This is a genomic window from Acinetobacter seifertii, assembly GCF_016064815.1.
Classification (GTDB): domain Bacteria; phylum Pseudomonadota; class Gammaproteobacteria; order Pseudomonadales; family Moraxellaceae; genus Acinetobacter; species Acinetobacter seifertii.
In genome coordinates this window covers 3,077,270-3,100,049 of sequence record NZ_CP065820.1, presented here as the reverse complement: position 1 = coordinate 3,100,049, position 22,780 = coordinate 3,077,270, and the positions used below count along the sequence as shown (strand labels likewise).

Genomic DNA, 22,780 nt, shown 5'->3' with positions numbered 1-22,780 from the left:
GAGTAGTCAAATGATTACAGGGATCGAGATTTTAAAGTTTGGAGTTGAGGATAGAGCCGCTTCAAACAAGTTTCTAGCAGATTTTGGTTTAAGCCAAAGTACTTCGGATATTGAAGGTACAGATTTATACCAAACTCAAAATGGCAGCAAGATTTATCTATTTAATTGTGATGATGATCGTTTGCCACCTGCGATTGAACAAGGCTCAACTTTACGTGAAGTCACTTGGGGTGTTGATAATTCTCAAGACCTTGAAGACTTGGCAGCTCGTTTGGCTGATGTAGAAGGTTTTAAACGTTCTGAACATACAGTTCAGTGTCTTGACCCAAATGGCATGACGATTCGTTTTGAACAAAGTTTTGTTAAAGATGTCTCTGAACTCAAAACGGAAGGTATTAACCAATACGGCAACATTCAACGTGTTAATGCAGCAAGTCCTGTCTATGAAAAAGGTCAGCCTGTTGCGATTGGACACGTGGTGTTCTTTACACCAGATTTGGCAACAACCGAAAATTTCTATATTGAAAAAGTAGGCTTTCATTTATCGGATGCCTATAAAAATCGCGGTGCATTCTTACGTTGCCGCGGTGAAGGTTATCACCATGATTTATTCTTGCTGAGTGTTCCAAATAAACCTGCTGGCTTAAATCATGTTGCGTTTGTAGTACGTGATATCCATGAGGTGATTGGGGGCGGTTTAAATATGAATCGTTCAGAGTGGTCAACCTTTATTGGACCGGGACGTCACCCAATTTCTTCTGCTTATTTCTGGTACGTCAACTCACCATTGGGTGGTGCATTTGAATATTACACCAACGATGATTATTTGACAGAAGAATGGCAGCCACGTGTAGAAGAGCATCGTCTAGAGCTTTTCACCGAATGGGCGATTGAAGGTGGTCTTGATGACACAACCCGCCGTCAGGTGAAGCCTGTTTAACAGGTATGGCTGAACAAGGAAGATGGCTATGGAAAAGATCGTAATTGTAGGTGCCGGACAGGCAGCGGGTTGGGCAGTAAGTACCTTACGCCAAAATGGTTATGTGGGCGAAATTCACGTGGTTTCAAATGAAGACCAAGTGTTTTACGAGCGTCCACCACTGTCTAAGCAAGTACTTTCAAAAGAAGCTACTTATGAAAGTTTGAATCTGTTCTCACCTGAACAGGTTCAAGAGTTCAACGTTCAATGGCATAAACCAGAAATTGCGACAAAAGTCGATCGTGAGCAAAAACAGGTTCATTTAGAAAGTGGCCAAGTTTTACCGTATGACAAATTGCTGATTGCAACTGGAAGCCGTGCACGTGTACCCGTCAATACATGGCAGTTTATTCCAAATGTTGTGACCCTACGTAATGTGCATGACTGTGAACGTTTGGCTGAAATTTTAAAGAACGCAAAAAATGTCGCTGTGATTGGCGGCGGCTGGATTGGTTTAGAAATTGCTGCAACTGCACGTAAGCAAGGTAAAGAGGTACATGTTTTTGAATATGGCGACCGTTTATGTGCAAGAAGTGTGAGTCCGGAAGTTTCTGCATTTTTAAAAAATATGCATGAAACACAAGGCACAAAAATTCATTTAGACAGCAAAAGCCTTCATTTGGTTGAAGCACCGAATCAGAAAGTTGAAGTGGTAAATCATCCTCAACATAGCCAGTTATTTGACTGTGTTGTGGTAGGTGCTGGTGCTGAAATTGCCAAAGAGTTAGGTGTGCACGCTGGTCTCGATGTGAAAGATGGCATTGTGGTGAATTGTTTTGGGCAAACCTCAGATCAAAACATTTATGCCGCAGGTGATGTCGCAATTCATCCGAGCTTGGGATATTGCATTCAGTCTTGGGCAAATGCACAAAATCAGGCGATTGCAGCAGCAAAATCAATGCTCGGAATTGATACTGAATATACAGATATTCCATGGCTCTGGTCTGATCAGTACCACTTCAATATTCAGATTTTAGGTACGTATCAACCAGATAGAACCAAAGAAGTAGTGATTCGCCAAGGTGGTGAGGATCAGGTGAGTTATTTATATCTCGACCATGAAAATCGTTTGCTGAATATGATTGCCATTAATGATTCAAAGCTGATCAAACTGGCAAAACGTTGGATGCAAGCCAACACCGTTTTAGATCCAAAATTATTAGCAGATGCCGAATTTAATGTCATGAAGTTAAAACCGTAAGCATTAAATCTGGTTCTCATTACCAAATCGAAGGAATGACGCATGAGTAATGAAGAAAAAAGTGGATTGAAGCATTGGGTGCCTGCTTTTGTCCTTATGGTGTGTGTGGTACTGGCATTTTTCGACAAGATTAGTATTGCGGTTTTATTTTCAGATCCTCATTTTCAAACTGCAATGGGAATTGCTGAAGATAAGGCCAAGCTTGGATGGCTCATGACAAGTTTCTTGCTTGCTTATGGCTTTTCATCGGTTTTTCTAAGCTTCTTGGGTGACATTTTTAACCCAAAGAAAATGCTGTTCTGGAGCGTAACATCATGGGGTTTACTCATGTTCTGTATGGGCTTCACCACCAGTTATTCAGGCATGTTGATTTTACGTGTACTACTTGGTTTGGCAGAAGGACCACTGTTTGCTTTGGCATACACCATTGTTAAGCAGACTTATACAGACCGTCAGCAGGCACGTGCTTCTACTATGTTTTTGCTTGGAACCCCGATAGGTGCATTCCTTGGATTCCCAATCACGGCAAATGTTTTAGCTCACCACGACTGGCACACCACTTTTTTTGTGATGGCTGCGCTAACCCTAATTGCCATTTTCAGTATTGTTTTTGGTTTGCGTAACTTACATCTCAAGAAAACTGTCGAAATTGAGGGCGAGAGTAAACGTACCAATTTCAAAGGCCACATTGCCAATACTAAATTGCTGCTCAGCAACAGCGCGTTCTGGCTGGTTTGCCTTTTTAACATTGCATTAATGACTTATTTGTGGGGCTTAAACAGCTGGGTTCCTTCTTATCTTATGCAAGACAAAGGATTCAATCTCAAAGAGTTTGGGATGTATTCAAGCTTTCCATTTATTGCCATGTTAATTGGCGAAATCATCGGTGCGTTTTTATCTGACAAGTTAGGCCGCCGAGCAATTCAAGTCTTTAGCGGTTTATTACTCGCGGGCATCTTCATGTATGTGATGGTCATTATGACTCAACCATTATTGATTATTGCTGCCATGTCTTTAAGTGCGATGGCGTGGGGTTTTGGAGTAGCAGCTGTATTTGCTTTGCTTGCCCGAGTAACCACCTCAAATGTAGGGGCGACTGCGGGTGGAATATTTAACGGTTTAGGTAATTTTGCAAGTGCAATTGCGCCTGTTCTTATCGGTTACATCGTGATGCAAACACATAGTTTTAATTTAGGAATTAGCTTCTTGGCTGCTGTTGCTGTCATTGGGTCGTTGTTCTTGGTTCCTCTTTTAAAACGTTATTAATTCACTGTATAGGAGTTTAAAAAATGACTACACAACAATTCGAATCGTGGGCACAACCAGAGGGTGCTTCTTTAGAAGATTGGTTAAACACACGTATTGCTCGCTTTGAGACACGTAAATACGACTTTGATGCTTTGAAGTTCCAAGCAGATTACGACCCGAAGTATCGCCGTGCACAAATGCGTTACATGGGTACGGGTGCAACAGGTGTTGCAAATGACGGTAACACTGTTCCAGCAGAAAACTTCACATTTTCAACCATGGTTTTGCCTGCACAGTGTGAAGGTCCTTTGCACATTCACCACGATGTTGAAGAAGTGTTCTTTATGCTTCGCGGCGAAATTGATTTGTTCATTGAGCACAACGGCGAAAAATTTGAGACCCGTTTAAAAGAGCGTGACCTGATTTCAATTCCACCGGGTATTTACCGTGGTTTGTTTAACCCAGGACAAGAAGATGCCTTGATGTGTGTGATGTTAGGAACAGGTAAACCAACCATTCCGAACTATCCACCAGAGCATCCATTGTCTCAAATCAAACGTTAATTGTTTGATGAAGTGAATGAAAGGAAAGAGTTAAAAATGATGACACTCATTGAAAAGTTAGCAGAATTTCCGGTGAAAACCGTTGCTGTTCAAGGCCAGCAGCAAGCCTATCGGGAAGCCGGTCAAGGTGAGTACCTTGTGCTGTTGCATGGCATTAGTTCAGGTTCTGCTTCATGGGTAAACCAACTTGAAATGTTGTCTCATCATTTTCATGTCATTGCCTGGGATGCACCGGGCTATGGCAAATCAGATGAACTTTTAACTGATCAACCCAATGCAACCGACTACGCAAAGCGTTTGGCAGCGTTATTCGATGTTTTAAAAATTGAAAAAGCGATTGTGGTCGGACACTCATTAGGCGCCTTACAGGCGAGTGCATTTGCTGCACTTTACCCAGAGCGAGTGGAACACTTAGTTGTTGCTAACTTAGCTCAAGGCTACCAACGTCACGATGAACAAACACAAATTCAGGTTTTTGAAAAAAGACCAAAAATGTTGAAAGAACTAGGCGCTAAAGGAATGGCCGAAAACCGTGGACCTCATTTGATTTATAAACAAGAGCCACAAGCCTTAGCTTTAGTTTCAGAGGTGATGCAGCAATTGACCCTACAAGGTTTCACACATGCATCGTATTTACTGGCATATGACGAAATACGTAATTACCTAACCGATTTAAAAGTCCCATGCACAGTCATTGCAGGGCAGCAAGATCAAATCACTCCTGCGTTAGGTATACAAGAGCTTGCTCAGGAATTGCAGTTGGAACAGCGCTTCGTCATAGAAGATGCAGGACATTTAAGTTATGTCGACCAACCGCAAGCATTTAACCAAATTATGTTGACGATTCAGGAACAATCGTAAGAGAGATTAAGGATTATGAGCTTCCAAGTTGAAGGAAAAGTTGCAGTTGTTACCGGTGGCTCATCTGGGATTGGGTTGGCTGCTGTTGAAATACTGGTTGCAGAGGGTGCAAAAGTTGCTTGGTGTGGTCGCGATGAAGAGCGTTTAAATGCTTCTAAGCACTATATTCTAGAAAAATATCCGCATGCCAATATTTTTACCAAAGCATGTAATGTGTTGAAAAAAGAAGAAGTTCAGCAATTTGCTAAAGACGTCAAACTCAATTTGGGCAATGTAGACATGCTCATTAACAATGCTGGACAAGGCCGTGTTTCAAATTTTGAAAATACGCAAGATGAAGACTGGATGAAAGAAATTGAGCTGAAATATTTCAGTGTTTTACATCCGGTACGGGCTTTTCTCGACGACTTAAAACAGTCGGCAAATGCCTCAATTACCAATGTGAACTCGTTACTGGCATTGCAACCGGAACCGCACATGATTGCGACTTCATCTGCACGCGCTGCGCTGTTGAATTTAACCCATTCATTAGCGCATGAGTTTACTCAATATGGCGTTCGTGTGAACTCGATTTTACTTGGAATGGTCGAATCTGCGCAGTGGAAACGCCGTTATGAAACCCGTTCAGATTTAAATCTGTCATGGGAAGAGTGGACTGGCAATATCGCAAAAAATCGTGGCATTCCTATGCAGCGCTTAGGCCGTCCAGAAGAGCCTGCACGTGCTTTAGTTTTCTTGGCATCACCATTGGCATCTTACACTACAGGTTCAGCAATAGATGTCTCAGGTGGTTTTAACAAACATTTATAAATATCAGGTGCTGTCATGAAAAAGTTGATGATGATTGGTTTTGGCGCAATGGCAGCAGAAGTCTATGCCCATTTGCCTCAAGATCTGCAACTCAAATGGATTGTCGTGCCATCTCGCAGTATTGAAAAAGTGCAGTCACAAGTCTCTTCCGAGATTCAGGTGATTTCCGATATTGAGCAATGTGATGGTGAGCCTGACTATGTCATTGAGGTGGCAGGTCAAGCAGCAGTGAAAGAGCATGCTCAAAAAGTTTTAGCGAAAGGCTGGACCATTGGCCTGATTTCGGTGGGTACTTTAGCTGATAGCGAATTTCTAATTCAGCTTAAACAAACTGCTGAAAAAAATGATGCCCATCTGCATTTACTGGCAGGGGCTATCGCAGGTATTGACGGTATTTCTGCGGCCAAAGAAGGTGGTTTGCAAAAGGTCACTTACAAAGGCTGTAAAAGTCCAAAAAGCTGGAAGGGCAGTTATGCAGAGCAATTGGTCGATTTAGACCATGTTGCTGAACCTACGGTCTTCTTCACAGGAACTGCGCGTGAAGCTGCCATGAAATTTCCAGCTAATGCCAACGTTGCAGCAACCATTGCACTTGCAGGACTTGGTATGGATGAAACCATGGTTGAGTTAACTGTTGATCCAACCATCAACAAAAACAAACACACCATTGTGGCAGAAGGTGGCTTTGGGCAAATGACCATTGAACTGGTGGGCGTGCCGTTACCAAGTAACCCGAAAACATCAACGTTGGCTGCGCTTAGCGTGATTCGTGCTTGTCGCAATAGTGTAGAAGCAATACAGATTTAAGAAGGATTTGATCATGGCAAAGGAAATTTATATTGCAGGTGAATGGCGATTAGGCCGTGGTGCAGTCATTCAGAGCCTGTTTCCGGCAGATCAGTCGGTTAACGCTGAGCTTTCAACAGCAACGCTTGAAGATGTAAATGAAGCAATTGAAAAAGCAGATCAGGCGTGGCGTGAACCGAGCTGGAGAAACAGTTTGCCGCATGAGCGCGCACGTATTCTCTATAAAGTTGCAGACATTATTGAGGCACGTGTAGATGAGTTAGCAAAATTACAAACACGCGATAATGGTAAACCTTTAACCGAAACTCGTGGTTTGGTGATGAGCGCTGCGGCGACTGCACGCTATGTTGCGGCGGCTTGTGAAACGCTGAACGATGAGCTCACCACTCAACGTGCTCCAGACTTTATGACCATGAGCGTGCATGAACCTGTGGGCGTTGTGGCAGCTATTACCCCTTGGAACTCTCCAATTGCGAGTGAAGTTCAAAAGCTTGCTCCAGCTTTGGCAGCAGGAAATGCCGTGGTGTTAAAACCAGCAGAAGCAACTTCACTCATTGCTTTAGAGCTTGCCAAAATTTTTGAAGAAGCAGGTTTACCAAAAGGCTTACTTAGTGTGCTAGTTGGTCGTGGTTCTATCATTGGTGATGCGATTGCTCAGCATCCGTTGGTTCGTAAAATTTCTTTTACGGGTGGAACAACCACGGGTCGTCATTTGGCACATATTGCCGCAGATAAACTGATTACTACTTCGCTTGAGTTAGGTGGTAAGTCACCAACCATCGTTTTGCCGGATGCAGACGTTGAATTGGCTGCTAAAGGTGTTGCGTACGGTATTTTTAGCTCGGCAGGCCAAGCGTGTATCGCAGGTTCTCGCTTGTTTATTCATAGCAGTCTTTACGATCAGTTTTTAACGCGGTTGGTTGAAATTACCAAAGGCTTACGTGTGGGTCATCCGGAACAAGCTGGTGTACATTTAGGGCCACTAGTGAATGACAAACATTTGCAGTCAGTTGATCGCTATGTGCAACTTGCTAAAAGCGAAGGTGGTCAAGTTCTGATTGGTGGTGAAGCACTTACAACTGGTGACTATGCCAAAGGAAGCTATTACTTACCTACCATTATCACGGGCTTAAATAACAGTGCTCAAACCTGTCAGGAAGAAATTTTTGGCCCTGTTTTAGTGGTTATGAAATATGACAACGAGCAAGATTTAATTGCTCAAGCAAATGACAGTTGTTTTGGCCTTGCCGCAGGCATCTGGACTGAAAGCTATCGCAAAGCTTGGCGGATTGCACGTGCATTAGAAGTGGGAACGGTATGGATTAATACCTACAAAAAGTTCTCGATTAGTGCGCCGTTTGGTGGCTTTAAAGATAGTGGAATCGGGCGCGAAAAAGGCCGTTTGGGTATTTTATCGTACATGCAACAAAAGAGTATTTATATAGGACTGAATGAACAGCCTAATCCTTGGTGCGATTAATAAATTCAAGGACTGAAAACAAATTTTGAGGAACAGACATGACTGAACGTGTAAATGTAGGCGAAGCAATCGCAAGAGTTTTAGAAGCGCACCAAGTTGATAGTATTTATGGTGTTATTTCCATCCACAATTTACCTATTGCAGATGCAGTAGGGCGCCGTGAAAAAATGCGCTTTGTCGCAGCCCGTGGCGAAGCGGGTGCGGTCACCATGGCAGATGCACACTCACGCTTTAAAGGCCTAGGTGTAGCGTTAACCAGTACGGGTGCTGGTGCAGGTAATGCGGTAGGTTCACTGATTGAAGCAATGAATGCAGGTAGCCCTGTATTGCATTTAACAGGTCAAGTTGAGCGTGAATATCTCGACCGTGATGCAAGTTTCATTCATGAAACCAAAGACCAACTTACATTCTTGCGTGCATCAAGCAAAGCAGCTTTCCGTATTACCAGTCCAGACAATGCAGTTGGCGTGATTCGCGAAGCCATCCGTGTAGCGACCACAGTTCCAATGGGACCGGTAAGTGTTGAGCTGCCGATTGATGTGCAGGCAGCAGAAATTGATTTACCACTTAACTTAGGGCCAGTCAAAGCACTTGAGTTACCACAGGCAGAGCAAGCAGAAATTGATCTTCTTGTCAGTGAAATCAAAAAAGCAAAACGTCCAATTTTCTGGATTGGCGGTGGAACTTTAAATAGCATTGCAGAAGTGAAAGCAATTGCAGATTTAGGTATTCCGGTTGTTTCATCGACTCATGCTCGTGGGGTGTTGGCAGATGATCATCCACGTAGCTTAGGTGCTTTCCATAACTCGGCAGGTGTTGAGCAGTTATTAAAAGATGCTGACTTAATGGTAGTCGTAGGTTCTCGTTTACGTAGTAATGAAACTAAAACCTATTCGGTTGAATTCCCTGAAAATATTATTCAGGTAGATGCCAACCCAGTGGCTCAGCAACGTAATTACAAAATTCGCAACTTCATTTGTGGCGATGCCAAAGATGTCTTAACACGTGTGTTAGAACAGCTTCAAGGCATTTCAAAAGTTGATGCTGACTACGATGCTGCTGTAGTAGCTGCTAAACAAGCTGCAATTGATGCACTGCGTAAGCAAATCGATCAGTACGCTTTAATTTGTGATCACTTACGTGCAGCTTTACCTCAAGACGGTATTTTTGTACGTGACATCACCATGTCGGGTAGTACATGGGGTAGTCGTTTATTCCCTGTACAAGCACCAAACCAAAACATCCACTCACTTGCGGGTGCAATTGGGTTAGGCCTTGCAACAGCAATCGGCGCTTCAATTGCTAACCCTGACAAAAAAGTGATTGGTTTAGTCGGCGATGGCGGCTTAATGCTTGGTATTGGTGAGATTGCAACCATGGTGCAAGAAAACACCAATATGGTCCTAATGATTATGAATGATGGTGGTTATGGCGTAATGCGTGGCATTCAAAATAATTACTTCGGTGGTCGCCAGTATTTCAATGAACTGCATACGCCTGACTACAAACTTCTTGGCGAATCAATGGGTGTGAAAAGCTGGAAAGTAGGTAGTGCAGATGAGTTTAAAACGGTTATTCAAGAGGCTGTCGCTTTTGAAGGGCCAACCGTGATTGAGCTTGATATGAACTCGATTGGACCATTAAACTTCGCGGGTCCACCGCAAAAGAAACTGTATTAACCAGTTTGGATGGTTTAGTACATATGCGATGGGAGCTGCTAAGCCATCCTTTTTTTAGATAAATTTTTTTGTCTAAAAAACAATAAAAACTAAGTTTTACAGGTAAAACAAATAAAGTTCCAGCAGGACGCTGGAACTCAATAAAGGATGTAGAGATGAAAAAGACTTCATTGATCATGGCATTCATTGCACCGGTTACGCTGGGGGTAAGCGTCAATGCTTTTGCAAAAGATTCATTACTTGAGTGGAAAAGTGATGATGGAACTGAGTCATTAAAGTTGGGTGGGGTGGTTCGGTTAAATCAACGTTATGAAGATTGGGAAGGACCAAACCGTGGTTTTGGTAAGCTCTATTTCGACGTGTTCAGGGTTGATCTGAAAGGTAAGTTTGATGATGCTTACATCAATGCCAGCTATCTGTTTCAAGATCAACAGAAAACTGCCATTGAAAAAGCCTATGTGGGTTATAACTTAAATGCCAATAACAGCATTGAAGCAGGTTTGGTTTATAAACCTTTCACGATTTATCCCTATCCGCAAAATGGTTGGACTTACCATATTCCATTCTTTTTAGGTTATGGCAATAATATTGCACCAGGACTTAACTGGAATTATCACGACAAAGACTGGGATGTAAAACTCGGTTATTACCCACAAATGTTAGAGACCAACTTACGTTATTCACCTGATAGTGCAACTTATGATGACTTGGCAGGAAATGCATTTCCATCTCAAAAAGCCTATCAAAATGAAAAACGCAATCAGGTGAATACCCGTATTGTACGTAAGTTAGAGACCGATTTTGGTAAGCAAGAGTTTGGTGTTTCTGGTGCAATTGCACAACTACATAACAAAGTGACTGATAAAGACGGCAAATATTATGCAGTCGGTTTGCATACTGAAAATAATTACAATCGCTTTAATTTACAAAGTTCGGTTATTCACTATCAATACGATGCGAAAAATCCGGATGGTGTAAATAGTGACATGACCTTAATGGGCAATAATGGCTTTACACCTGCTTATTTCATTGCTTCGGAAGGGACGATTGCCAGTTTAAACCTTGCCTATACCTTGCCTGTGACCAATATGGGCAAGCTAAAAGCCATCAAGTTTTATAATGACTATAGTTACCTTGATAAAAAACGTGATGATTGGTCAGATTCGCAAATGAATACCACAGGTATGATGTTTATTGCTTCACCCTTTATGGTTTGGGCAGATTATACGTGGGGTAAAAACTCCAATATTATTGGTGGTTCGACTAACTCAACAGGTTATACCTCTGCAACCTCGCCAAATAGCGATAAATGGCTATACCGTATTAACTTTAATATCGGCTTTACTTTCTAAAGTAAGCAGCATTAAAAAACCACGCAATCGGCGTGGTTTTTTTATTTAATAAGTTAAAGCGTTTAATACCTGTTTTTTTCAAACTTATTCCAAAATACAAAAGCAGTCACAAAGGCCAAAATAGTCAGCGCGAAAATATAATACATCGCACCAATATCACTATATTGACTGAGCCAATGAACGAGAGGCAGTGTCATACCGCCAACAATCGCATATGACAAATTATAAGAAAATGAAATGCCCGAGAAACGCACAGGCGCGGGGAACATTTTGACCATACTGCTCGATACCATGCCGACAGTACCTGAGCATAGACCCAACAACATATATAAACCAAAAATGGTTGAATGTGCGGCATGTCCTAAACTGTTATAAAAAACTGCTGCTGTGAGTGCTACGGCAAGTGTACCGACCATCATGACTTTGCCACAGCCAAAACGGTCAGCAAAATAGCCCGCCAAAATACAACCGGCCATTTGCATGACAATAGCCGCGCTTTGCATTTCAAAAGTCTGTGCGCGCTCAAAACCAAATGAGCCAATCAACAAATTTGGCATGGCTAAAATCACCACCACCACACAGCCAGTTAAAAACCATGTAAATAACATGCCAATCGCAACGGCTGTTTTATGCGTTTTTAACACTTGCTTGACTGGCATTTCTTTTGAAATTTCTTTACGGGCCTGCATGGCTTTAAACACAGGTGTTTCTTTTAAATACGTTCTTAGATAAAGTGCAACTAGACCAAAAATACCACCTGCAATAAAGGGTATACGCCAAGCCCAGTCATGGATTTGTCCTTCACTAAAATTCAGTGAAATCCATAAAGACATGAGCGCACCTAGTAAAATTCCTAAAGACAGTCCAGCGGTGAGTAAACCATTTGCCATACCAATTTTTCTTTCAGGTACATGTTCAGACACAAATGTCCATGCGGCTGGAATTTCACCTCCAATTGCAATCCCTTGTACCACTCGCATAAGCAATAAAAGTAGCGGTGCCAAATATCCAATATTTTCAAAGGTGGGCAATATCCCGATAAACAGGGTAGGCAGCGCCATCAGCAAAATAGAAAGCGAAAATAGTTTTTTGCGCCCAACCAAATCACCAAAATGGGCCATAACCACCCCGCCTAAGGGCCTAAAAAAGTAACCTGCTGCAAAAATGCCGTAAGTGTTAAGCATGGCCCAAAATGGGCTGAGTGTGCTGGGGAAAAACAAGTCAGAAATGATTTTGGCGTAAAACACATAAATCACGAAATCGTAAAACTCTAAAGCACCACCCAATGAAGAAAGGGCAAGGGTTCGTTTATCTTCTTTATTAAGATAGTTCGCATCCTGCAAAGTTAAGTCCTGATCCATTTTTTACTTAATTGTTGTAGTTGAAGTTTGGATATTAATGGAAAAGTGAAGTAAAAGTAAATGGAGGAAATTTGTTCTATTATTCAAGTACGGGCTAGGCTAAGTAATATAAAAGCTTTAAAACAAAAAATGCATTAGATGAAACAAAAACAGATGTAGGAATAACTTTTCTTTTGAGTCGTTCAGCGACACAATAAAACTTGTCATAGCCAGTTTAATGAGAGATTCAAAGGATGAGTGTAGTTTTACCAGTCGCAAAGCGTGGTGAAGATATTTTGAAACTGATTGCTGCTCCAGTCTCGGCAAATGAGTTAAACAGTGATTGGCTTTATCAGTTGGCAGCCGCTATGCAAGCAACGATGCTTGAGCGTAATGGAGTAGGGATTGCCGCACCGCAAGTTTATATCTCTAAACGCGTCATTATTGTGGCATCTCGACCAAACCCACGCTATCCCGATGCACCTGAAATGGATGCTGTGGTGATGGTAAATCCTGAAATTTTAGAATTTTCGAGTGAAACACTTTTGGGTGAAGAAGGTTGTTTAAGTGTGCCGGATGAGCGTGGACAAGTTGAACGTGCAGAAATGGTAAAGGTTAAATATCTGACACTTAAAGGGGAGATGGTTGAAACAATTTTTCATGGTTTTCCAGCTCGCATTGTTCAACATGAAGTCGATCATTTAAATGGAATCTTGTTTGTAGAAAGAATAAGCTAATCTTCAGTTTAAAGTTTTGAAAAAGCTATAATGAGCTTGAAATGAATAAGACATAGCAATTACAATACTTATAGCGTGATATTTAAATCATTACAAAAGATATAATTTTAATATTATCAGCAGGTTGTGCTGAAATTTTGCGCGATGTTGTGAATCTCCTCATTTAAGGTTACTGACCATGAAAACCCCTCTCCCAGAATATTTGGCAAATGTTATAGAAGCCTGTGACATCGATAACAGCGGTCATCTTGCCGATTATATTCCTGAGTTGGCAAATGCAAACCCAGATCGATTAGCTTTAGCAATGTCTACGGTAGATGGCGAAATTTATTCGGTTGGTGATGATGATGTCGAATTCACCATACAGTCGATTTCTAAACCTTTTGTATATGCCTATGTTTTACAACAACTTGGCATTGATGCAGTACTTGCGAAAGTAGGGGTAGAGCCTTCGGGGGAAGCCTTCAATGAAATTTCATTGGGTAAAGACGGACGTCCGAAAAACCCGATGATTAACTCTGGCGCAATTACTGTACATTCCTTGATTCAGGTCAAGCATGGTTTACATAGCGCAGAAATTCTACGCCGCTTTATGAGCGAGCTTGCAGGCCGCGAATTAAGTTTTGATGAGTCTGTTTATGATTCGGAAGTCAAAACAGCCTACCGTAATCTTTCGATCGGTTATATGTTGCGAACTGTCGGAATTTTGGAAACTGACCCTGTCGATATTGTGAATGGTTACATTCGCCAATGTGCGATCATGGTTACAGTTAAAGACTTGGTACGTATGGGCAGTGTACTTGCCAATGGTGGGGTCGACCCTAAAACTGGAAAGCGTTTGTTAAACCGATCTGTGGTTAGACAAGTACTCAGTGTCATGATGAGCTGTGGTATGTATGATGCCGCAGGTGACTGGCTGTCGACTGTAGGTATTCCTGCTAAGAGTGGTGTAGCAGGCGGTATTTTAGGTGTGCTGCCAGGTCAGGTCAGTATTGCTGCTTTTTCTCCTCGTTTAGATGAGCATGGTCATAGTATTCGAGGTATCGATATTTTAGAGCGATTATCTCGTGACATGGGATTACATCTCATGGAAGGTACACCTTCTGCACAAACCATTGTACAAAGTCATTATCGTACAGGAAAAGATGCTTCATTAAGTGTGTATGTGCTTCGTGGTGTATTGAAATTTACTGAAGCTGAAATGTTGTTGCGTATTTTGCAAGATGAGACCATTGACCAAAGCACAATTGTTATTGATTTAACTCAGATTTCACTTATCCACGATGTGGGTAAACGTATGTTCTTAGAAGGTGTTGATCGTCTGATTGATGATGGACATACGCTTGTTCTAGTCGACCCTGAACAAAGATTAGATCATGCCAGAACAGCGAAAGATCGTGAGCTTCATGTCTACCACGATTTTGATGATTTGCTCGAAAAGCATGAGATCCGCACTAAAAAAAAGACTTATAGCGACATCGCGGCACTTCTAAACTGCTGAGGTGTTTTTCCTAGGTGTCGCCTAAACATCGCACTGAACGCGCTGGGGTTTGTATACCCCAGTGATTCTGAAATTTGAGCAATAGATTCACCATTCGCAATTTTACTTAACGCAAGTGCAATATGCATTTGTTGCAACCATGCCCGATACGACAGCCCTGTTTCTTTTTGGAACATGCGCATTAGAGTTCTAGAACTCGTACCAATTTCATCAGCCCAATCTGTCAAATCTTTTGAATGGTCAGGAGTATGTAATAACTCTTGGCAAATTTTTAATAACCGTTTGTCTTTCGGCCACGGAATCTGAATAGGCAACAAATTGGCACGATGAATTTCTTCAAAAATCAAAATTTGTAAAGAACGGGAAAGTTCTTGAGATGTCGCTGTATTTGGCGTGTCTTCTCGCTCAATTTCATTTAAACGAATCAAAAGCTCATGCAACAAGTTGCTTACTCGAATAATAAAGCAATGCTGACCCATTAGAGCGGCTGCATTTACTTCAACCAACGCCGTATTTAACTTTACGTGACTCAGTGAAATCACGCTGTGCTCTACATGGGCAGGAATCCATAATGCACACATGGGCGGCACAATCCAGACATGATTAGGCGTAAACACCTGAATGTTGCCTGTGGATGCATACAGAAACTGCGCACGTGTATGTGTATGGGTAGGCGTGATTTCTCGGTAAGCATGCTCAGAAGATAGCCCAATCACAAGTTCAGACAAATCAGACTGAATAAGAGAATCGGACATAAACTATCCTAAAAAATTGTCACTTATACGATGATTATTGGAAGATAACTTTATAAGCGACAATTTACAATAAACATCTTACTTAAAATATTGGAGTTTTTCAGGTATGACGTCTTCAATACAATTGAAAGATGGTATTGCCAATACCGTTGCAAATGATCAGCCTCAAGGAATGATTATTAAAATTGTAGGCGCTGTGGCAGTCGCACATTTACTGAATGATTTAATTCAAGCAGTGCTACCCGCTATTTATCCAATGCTAAAAGCAAACTTTTCGCTGAGTTTTGCGGAGGTTGGCCTGATTTCATTTGTATATCAAATCACAGGTTCGCTGCTACAGCCTTGGATTGGACTTTATACCGATAAACATCCAAAACCGTATCTTCTCCCTCTCGGCATGATGGTCACATTCTGCGGCATTATCTTGTTGGCATTTTCACCAAGTTTTGCTGTGTTGTTATGTGCATCTGCACTGATTGGGGTAGGGTCTGCCACCTTTCACCCAGAAGCTTCGCGTGTGGCGCGTATGGCATCGGGTGGGCGCTTTGGTACGGCACAGTCGACTTTCCAAGTGGGCGGAAACACAGGTACTGCCATTGGCCCATTATTAGCAGCATTATTGATTGTTCCATTTGGGCAGCATGCAGTTGCGGGCTTGGTTATCATTGCACTTTTAGCAATTTGGGTTTTATTTGGTGTAAGCCGTTGGACTATAAGTCATGCCAAAAGTCAGGTGGTTGCACGTGCAACTCAAGCACATACTAAATTGCATGGCCGTAAGCTTATTATTGCTTTGAGCACAATTAGTTTATTAATGTTTGCCAAATTTACTTACATTGCCAGCATTAGTAACTACTTTACTTTTTATCTTATTCAAAAGTTCCATATCAGCATCCAGACTGCTCAGTTGCATTTATTTGCCTTTTTGGCAGCTGTTGCTTTAGGTACATTTGCAGGTGGCCCAATTGGTGACAAAATTGGTCGTAAAGCGGTTATCTGGGTTTCATTTATTGGTATGGCGCCGTTTGCATTAATGATGCCGTATGCAAACTTATTCTGGACAACAGTTTTCTCAATTATTGCAGGTTTAGTGTTGTCATCAGCTTTTGCCGCAATGGTGGTTTACGCACAAGAAGCTGTTCCGGGCCGTGTGGGTATGATCGCAGGTTTAATGTTTGGACTTATGTTTGGGGTAAGTGGTATTGCCGCAGCAGGGTTGGGACATTTAGCTGATATTAACGGCATTGAATGGGTATTTGGTTTATGTTCATTCTTGCCATTACTTGGATTTGCCACCGCATTTTTACCAAACACAAAAGTTAAATAAATGAAAAGACTCTCAGTCATATTCGGCTGAGAGTCTTTTTAGATAAATATAGTTCCAATTAAAAAGACTATTTCTGAATACCAAATTTAAATACGGTGACACTGTTATAAGTTTGATTTGGGTTCAAACGTGTAGAAGGGAAAGATGGTTGATTCGGGCTATCTGGAAAATGCTGTGTTTCTAATGCTAGCGCATCTGCTTGTCGATAGAGTACGCCATTTGCACCAGCAACATTTCCTAGTAAATGATTAGCTGTATACATTTGAACACTTGGTTCAGTAGTTAAGACTTGCAGTGTCCGTTTAGATTTTGGATCAAAAACATGAGCTGCAAGATTTAACTTTCCTTGAGACTTTTGGTTAAGTACCCAAGTTTGGTCATAGCCATATCCATAGGCCAATTGCTGATGATTCGCTCGAATATCTTTCACAATTGCTTTAGGAGTTCGAAAATCAAAAGGTGTACCTGCAACCGACGCTATTTCACCTGTGGGTAAAGAGTTTTGATCGGTTACCAATACACGGTCTGCATTTAGCTGGACAACATGATCGAGTACACCATAAGGGTTATTGCCAGCTCCTGATAAGTTGAAATAACTGTGGTTAGTGAGATTAACGACTGTAGGTTGATCAGTTTTGGCTTTATATTCAATCTGGAATTCATTTTGATCTGAAAGGCTATAGATCACTTCTACATCTAACTTTCCGGGAAAACCTTGATCACCATTTGGACTGGTTAACTTAAGCGAAGCTTTAACGGTTTCACCTTTGGAAACGAGGGGTTTAACTTGCCAAACACGTTTATCAAAACCCGGATTACCACTATGTAATGAATTCGGACCATTATTTTTTTCAAGATTATACGTTTTTCCATCTAAGCTAAATTGAGCATTGCCAATACGGTTTGCATAACGACCAATCAATCCACCAAAATGAATGCCTTCCTTGGTATCAGTGACTTCATAACCTTTTAGGTCATCAAAGCCTAAAACGATATTATTTTGTTTACCTTGTGCATCGGGAGTCAAAATCTGTGTAATTACACCACCATAACTAATAAAAGATACAGAGACTCCTTTGTTATTGCTCATAGTGTATAAATCAACTTTTTGACCGTCTTGAGTTGTACCATATGGTTTTACATTTAATGTGGCTGCATTGGTAAGTTGGGCAAAGCTATAAATCGTAATACCTAAAATTACTAATTTTTTCATGTTTATACTCTATTTTTTAATTATGGAATTGCATGAATATAAGATTGAATTCTCGTCTTTTTAAAGAGTTTTTTATTATATATAGTGTTAATGATGATTAGCGCTGTTAACGCTAAGTATTGAATAAGCTGGCACTAATCCTATTAGTAAAATTCAACGGTAAGCTATTTTTATGACTCATCTCGACTCGGTTTTAAAATTTTCGCTTGGTCTTAATGGCATGTCATTTGCCTTAGACAACCAGCACATTCAAATTGAGCAGGGCTTGGGTTTTGTTAATGCAAAAAGCATTCGCTATGGTGTGATTGATGAGCTTGCTATCGAAAAGATGATTTATTTTATTGAAGAAATCATCGAGTCAAAACCTCTCAGAAATTTAAAGATAAGTGGTGTAGCTGTTACGTCTGATGCAGCTATGATACAACTCAGTGAGTTATTTTTTAGTGCAAAAAAGAAAATCAGTCGTATTGAGCTTGAGCATGGATTCAATGATTTTATTGAGCGTTTGAGCTACTACACAAGCCAAGTGGCTCCAGATCAGCTTTATATTTTTACCTACTTTGTATTTATTCGAGAAATGATGCATCACTTAAGAGTTGAGGAAGTTCAAATCGTTTAAGAAATGACACTAAAAACGTAAAAAATAGGGAATAACAGATAGTAGAGTACCAATGCTACTAAGCAAGATATTACTCTCAATAAAATAAGGGAAAATCATTAAAACTAAACCCACAGTAAAAGGCACAGTCATTTCTTGCTTTTTTCCATAAAGAAAATAGCCTAGCCCAATGGAGCTAAAGATTACGCCGAGAAAAAGTTGAGTTGTGTTCATAAAGAATTTCTAAATGTTTGAATAAAAAAGAGCTACACATGTAGCTCTTCTCAAAAATTACATAAGCTTAAACAATCGAATCATCTAAATTCGGCGCTAACCAACGCTTCGCTTCATCTAGTGTCCAACCTTTACGTTTTGCATAATCTTCAAGTTGGTCTTGAGAGATTTTGCCCACGTTAAAGTATTCGCTTTGTGGATGTGAATAATAGAAACCACTTACCGAAGATGGCGGCATCATTGCAAAGTGTTCAGTCAGTTTAGTACCGATTTTTTCGGTAGAACCTAACCAATCAAATAACACTGCCTTTTCAGAGTGCTCAGGGCAAGCAGGGTAGCCCGGTGCAGGGCGAATACCGACGTATTTCTCTTTAATCAGTTCTTCATTACTAAGCTGTTCATCAGCTTTATAACCCCAGAACTCTTTACGAATACGTTCATGTAAGTGTTCAGCAAAAGCTTCAGCAAAACGGTCGGCTAATGACTGCACTAAAATTGCAGAGTAGTCATCACCTTTTGCTTTGTATTCATTTGCCAATTCTTCTGCACCAAAAATCGATACAGTGAATCCGCCTAAGTAGTCCTGCTGCTCACGGTCAGTACGAATGTAATCTGCTAAAGACAAGTTTGGTTTACCTGTCACTTTGTCAGATTGCTGACGCAAGTGCTCAAAAGTATGTGTAACATTTTGACCAGCTTCATCAAATACGCTGACGGTGTCTGCGTCAGTGCGCTGTGCTGGGAACATACCAAATACAGCACGAGCATCAAAACGGTTGTTGTCGATAATATCTTTCAACATTGCTTGAGCTTGGTTGTAAAGGTCAGTTGCCGCTTCACCCACCACTTCATCTTCTAAAATTTTCGGGAATTTACCTGCCAAGCTCCAAGAAATGAAGAATGGTGTCCAGTCAAAATACTCTACAAGGGTTGCAAGAGGGTAGTTGGTGAGGACTTGTGTTCCTAAAAGATTTGGTTTTGGTGGTACATAGCTTTCGTCAATTTTAAAACCATTCTCAACCGACTCTTTATAAGTCAATTTTGCAGCTTTTGGCTGTTTGTTGGCTAAGCGCTCGCGAATCTTGGCATATTCAGCACGATGCTCTGCAATAAAGTTTCCACGCATTTCTTTTGAAAGGAGAGTGGTTGCAACACCTACAGCACGTGAAGCATCGGCAACATAAATCACTGCATCGTTTTGATACTGAGGGTCAATTTTTACTGCTGTGTGTGCTTTAGAAGTAGTCGCGCCACCAATCAATAAAGGAATGTTAAAACCCTTACGCTGCATTTCTTTCGCAACAAATACCATCTCATCCAAAGATGGAGTAATCAGACCAGACAAACCAATGATGTCACATTTTTCATCAATTGCAGTTTGCAAGATTTTCTCGCAAGGTACCATCACGCCAAGGTCAACAATGTCGTAACCATTACAGCCAAGTACTACGCCAACAATATTCTTACCAATATCGTGTACGTCGCCCTTAACAGTTGCCATGAGGACTTTACCTTTAGATTGGCTGCCTGTTTTTTCAGCTTCAATGTACGGGTTGAGCCAAGCCACAGCTTGCTTCATAACACGTGCAGATTTCACAACCTGAGGTAAGAACATTTTGCCTGAACCGAACAAGTCACCAACCACGTTCATACCATCCATCAAAGCGCCTTCGATTACATCTAAAGGACGTTTTGCTTTGAGGCGAGCTTCTTCTGTATCTTGGTCAATATAAGTGGTAATACCTTTAACCAATGCATATTCAAGACGTTTTTCAACCGACTCATTACGCCATTCAAGGTTCTCAGCTTCTTTAGCTGCGCCGCCTTGTCCACGGTATTTTTCTGCTACTTCAAGCAGTTTCTCAGTCGCAGCTTGACCTGATTCACCTTGGTTTTGGTTTAAGATAACATCTTCAACTGCTTCTTTTAGCTCGGCTGGAATATCATCATAAATTGCCATTTGACCAGCATTCACAATACCCATGGTCATGCCTTGCTTAATGGCATGGTACAAGAACACAGAGTGAATCGCTTCACGAACAGGCTCGTTACCGCGGAACGAGAATGAAACGTTCGACACGCCACCAGAAATCATGGCATGCGGTAAGTTCTGTTTAATCCAACCTGTGGCCTCAATGAAATCGACGCCATAGTTGTTGTGTTCTTCAATCCCTGTTGCTACAGCAAACACGTTCGGGTCAAAAATAATATCTTCAGCAGGGAAGCCGACATCATTAACCAAAACATCATAAGAACGTTTACAGATTTCACGTTTACGTTCAGCAGTGTCGGCCTGACCTGTTTCATCAAAGGCCATCACAATAATGGCAGCACCATATTGACGGCACAGGCGAGCTTTTTCGACAAACTCGTCATAACCTTCTTTTAATGAAATCGAGTTAACAACGGGTTTACCTTGTACGCATTTTAAGCCAGCTTCAATGATTTCCCATTTTGATGAGTCAATCATTATTGGCACACGTGAAATATCTGGTTCAGAAGCTACAAGGTTTAAGAAATGTACCATCGCATTTTGCGAATCGAGCATCCCTTCATCCATGTTAATGTCAATAATTTGTGCGCCAGCTTCAACTTGCTGCTGTGCAACTTCTAAAGCTTCGGCAAAGTTTTCTTCACGAATGAGACGTAAGAATTTTTTCGAACCTGTAACGTTAGTACGTTCACCCACGTTCACGAAAAGTGAGTCATCATAAATATTAAATGGCTCTAAACCACTTAAACGGCAAGCAGGGACTGTTTCAGGAACTTGGCGAGGTGCAATGTCTTTTACTGCATTAGCAATAGCGCGAATATGATCAGGTGTGGTACCACAGCAACCACCAGTAATATTAATTAAGCCGCTTTCTGCAAATTCTTTTAAGAATGCAGCAGTTTGTTCTGGTGTTTCATCATATTCACCAAAAGCGTTTGGTAAGCCTGCATTTGGGTGTGCTGAAACAAACGTATCTGCGACATCGGAAATAGTTTTTACATGAGGACGCATTGCATCTGCACCAAGCGCACAGTTAAAACCAATCGATAGTAAGTCACCATGACGTACAGAGTTCCAGAACGCTTCGGCAGTTTGACCTGTTAAGGTACGACCCGATGCATCGGTAATGGTCCCTGAAATCATGATTGGTAATTCATGACCAATTTGTTTAAAGACTTCTTTTACCGCAAAAATCGCAGCTTTACAGTTTAAGGTATCAAATACGGTTTCAATCAGAATGATATCTGCACCGCCTTCAATCAGCGCATGAGTCGCTTCAATATAGTTTTCTTTTAGTTCATCAAAGGTAATGTTACGAAAAGCAGGGTCATTTACATTTGGTGAAATTGAACAAGTACGCGAAGTTGGCCCAAGTACACCTGCTACAAAACGCGGCTTGTCTGGAGTTGAATACTTTTCACAAGCTGCTTTGGCTAAACGTGCTGCTTCACGGTTAATCTCTGGAACAAGATCTTCCATGTGGTAGTCAGACATTGAAACACGCGTACCGTTAAAGCTATTGGTTTCAATAATATCTGCACCAGCATCAAGATAAGCTTCATGAATGCCTTGAATGATTTGAGGTTGTGTCAAAACTAAAAGGTCGTTGTTGCCTTTTAAGTCATGTGCCCAATCGGCAAAACGCTCACCACGGTAGTCGGCTTCTTCTAACTTATGGCGCTGGATCATCGTTCCCATGGCACCATCAATAATCAGAATGCGTTTAGCAAGAAGCGCTTTTAGGGTGGCAAGCGTAGACATAGAAAACCCCGATCTTTTATATGAATTTAAAAATGCGGCGCTATTGTAACAGAATAGCAGCACAAATGATGACCTACGAAGGTCACGAGTCGATGAGTAAAAATTAGAAAAAAGAGCCGGTTTTATGACAAAAACAAAAGAATTTTCATGAAATATTCATCAAATGATCATGATATTGAAATATTTCATGCCCAATATGCCGAAATATTACAGTTGCTTTGTATGAAAAATAAACATATGGGTCATTTTATTTATTTTTTTGCTGTAAAAATAAGCACAAAAGGAGCTCGTAAATAATGATTTAAGTTATTGTATTTTAATAAAAAAATAAAAAATAGCGA

Annotated in this window: 19 protein-coding genes; 14 read left to right on the top strand and 5 right to left on the bottom strand. The window is 41.2% G+C overall.

Features of this window, described 5'->3' with window-relative positions:
- Positions 1-10 precede the first annotated feature (10 nt).
- The 10 genes from I8T81_RS14250 to I8T81_RS14205 all read left to right on the top strand — a co-directional run bounded on the left by I8T81_RS14250 (position 11) and on the right by I8T81_RS14205 (position 10,980).
- Positions 11-940 (top strand): VOC family protein, encoded by a 930-nt coding sequence (locus I8T81_RS14250; RefSeq protein WP_198071510.1) that lies wholly within the window; start codon positions 11-13, stop codon positions 938-940.
- A gap of 28 nt (positions 941-968) precedes the next feature.
- On the top strand, positions 969-2,180 hold the full coding sequence (locus I8T81_RS14245) for an NAD(P)/FAD-dependent oxidoreductase (protein ID WP_198071509.1): 1,212 nt from the start codon (positions 969-971) through the stop codon (positions 2,178-2,180).
- Between the two features lie 42 nt (positions 2,181-2,222).
- Entirely contained in the window at positions 2,223-3,446 is a 1,224-nt protein-coding gene (locus I8T81_RS14240) for an MFS transporter (RefSeq protein ID WP_198071508.1), read from the top strand.
- 23 nt (positions 3,447-3,469) lie between these two features.
- Complete coding sequence (locus tag I8T81_RS14235) at positions 3,470-3,991, top strand: cupin domain-containing protein (protein ID WP_019456955.1); 522 nt, start codon at positions 3,470-3,472, stop codon at positions 3,989-3,991.
- 36 nt (positions 3,992-4,027) lie between these two features.
- A complete protein-coding gene (locus tag I8T81_RS14230; RefSeq protein ID WP_198071507.1) occupies positions 4,028-4,852 on the top strand; it encodes an alpha/beta fold hydrolase in 825 nt (274 codons plus the stop codon).
- Positions 4,853-4,867: 15 nt separating this feature from the next.
- The gene (locus I8T81_RS14225; protein WP_005803011.1) at positions 4,868-5,662 is read left to right on the top strand and encodes an SDR family oxidoreductase; all 795 of its coding nucleotides are present in this window, start codon (positions 4,868-4,870) and stop codon (positions 5,660-5,662) included.
- A gap of 15 nt (positions 5,663-5,677) precedes the next feature.
- Positions 5,678-6,469, top strand: coding sequence for an aspartate dehydrogenase (locus I8T81_RS14220; RefSeq protein ID WP_077170094.1), 792 nt, complete (start codon positions 5,678-5,680; stop codon positions 6,467-6,469).
- Positions 6,470-6,482: 13 nt separating this feature from the next.
- Positions 6,483-7,949, top strand: a complete 1,467-nt coding sequence (locus I8T81_RS14215) for an aldehyde dehydrogenase (RefSeq protein ID WP_198071506.1) — start codon at positions 6,483-6,485, stop codon at positions 7,947-7,949.
- A gap of 38 nt (positions 7,950-7,987) precedes the next feature.
- Positions 7,988-9,628: a thiamine pyrophosphate-binding protein gene (locus tag I8T81_RS14210; protein ID WP_198071505.1), complete on the top strand. Its 1,641-nt coding sequence runs from the start codon at positions 7,988-7,990 to the stop codon at positions 9,626-9,628.
- A 155-nt stretch (positions 9,629-9,783) separates the two neighbouring features.
- Positions 9,784-10,980: a hypothetical protein gene (locus I8T81_RS14205; RefSeq protein WP_198071504.1), complete on the top strand. Its 1,197-nt coding sequence runs from the start codon at positions 9,784-9,786 to the stop codon at positions 10,978-10,980.
- A gap of 62 nt (positions 10,981-11,042) precedes the next feature.
- Here I8T81_RS14205 and I8T81_RS14200 read toward each other — a convergent pair whose 3' ends face one another.
- The gene (locus I8T81_RS14200) at positions 11,043-12,341 is read right to left on the bottom strand and encodes an MFS transporter (protein WP_198071503.1); all 1,299 of its coding nucleotides are present in this window, start codon (positions 12,339-12,341) and stop codon (positions 11,043-11,045) included.
- A 233-nt stretch (positions 12,342-12,574) separates the two neighbouring features.
- Between I8T81_RS14200 and def the strand changes: the two genes are divergently transcribed.
- Positions 12,575-13,057, top strand: a complete 483-nt coding sequence (def, locus tag I8T81_RS14195; protein WP_068936590.1) for a peptide deformylase — start codon at positions 12,575-12,577, stop codon at positions 13,055-13,057.
- Positions 13,058-13,235: 178 nt separating this feature from the next.
- A complete protein-coding gene (locus tag I8T81_RS14190) occupies positions 13,236-14,558 on the top strand; it encodes a glutaminase (protein ID WP_068936588.1) in 1,323 nt (440 codons plus the stop codon).
- Here the strand turns inward: I8T81_RS14190 and I8T81_RS14185 are convergent.
- A complete protein-coding gene (locus tag I8T81_RS14185) occupies positions 14,525-15,313 on the bottom strand; it encodes an AraC family transcriptional regulator (protein ID WP_198071502.1) in 789 nt (262 codons plus the stop codon). The two genes, I8T81_RS14190 and I8T81_RS14185, sit on opposite strands and share 34 nt — an antisense overlap.
- Before the next feature lie 106 nt (positions 15,314-15,419).
- On the opposite strand from I8T81_RS14185, the gene I8T81_RS14180 reads away from it, so the two are divergent.
- On the top strand, positions 15,420-16,640 hold the full coding sequence (locus I8T81_RS14180) for an MFS transporter (RefSeq protein WP_198071501.1): 1,221 nt from the start codon (positions 15,420-15,422) through the stop codon (positions 16,638-16,640).
- Between the two features lie 67 nt (positions 16,641-16,707).
- Here I8T81_RS14180 and I8T81_RS14175 read toward each other — a convergent pair whose 3' ends face one another.
- The gene (locus tag I8T81_RS14175) at positions 16,708-17,853 is read right to left on the bottom strand and encodes an aldose epimerase family protein (RefSeq protein WP_198071500.1); all 1,146 of its coding nucleotides are present in this window, start codon (positions 17,851-17,853) and stop codon (positions 16,708-16,710) included.
- A 172-nt stretch (positions 17,854-18,025) separates the two neighbouring features.
- Here I8T81_RS14175 and I8T81_RS14170 point away from each other — a divergent pair, with 172 nt between their 5' ends.
- Positions 18,026-18,472, top strand: a complete 447-nt coding sequence (locus I8T81_RS14170; protein ID WP_198071499.1) for a hypothetical protein — start codon at positions 18,026-18,028, stop codon at positions 18,470-18,472.
- Between the two features lie 9 nt (positions 18,473-18,481).
- Here the strand turns inward: I8T81_RS14170 and I8T81_RS14165 are convergent, their stop codons facing one another.
- Complete coding sequence (locus I8T81_RS14165; RefSeq protein ID WP_198071498.1) at positions 18,482-18,685, bottom strand: amino acid transport protein; 204 nt, start codon at positions 18,683-18,685, stop codon at positions 18,482-18,484.
- Positions 18,686-18,752: 67 nt separating this feature from the next.
- Positions 18,753-22,439, bottom strand: a complete 3,687-nt coding sequence (gene metH, locus I8T81_RS14160) for a methionine synthase (RefSeq protein WP_198071497.1) — start codon at positions 22,437-22,439, stop codon at positions 18,753-18,755.
- Between the last annotated feature and the right edge of the window lie 341 nt (positions 22,440-22,780).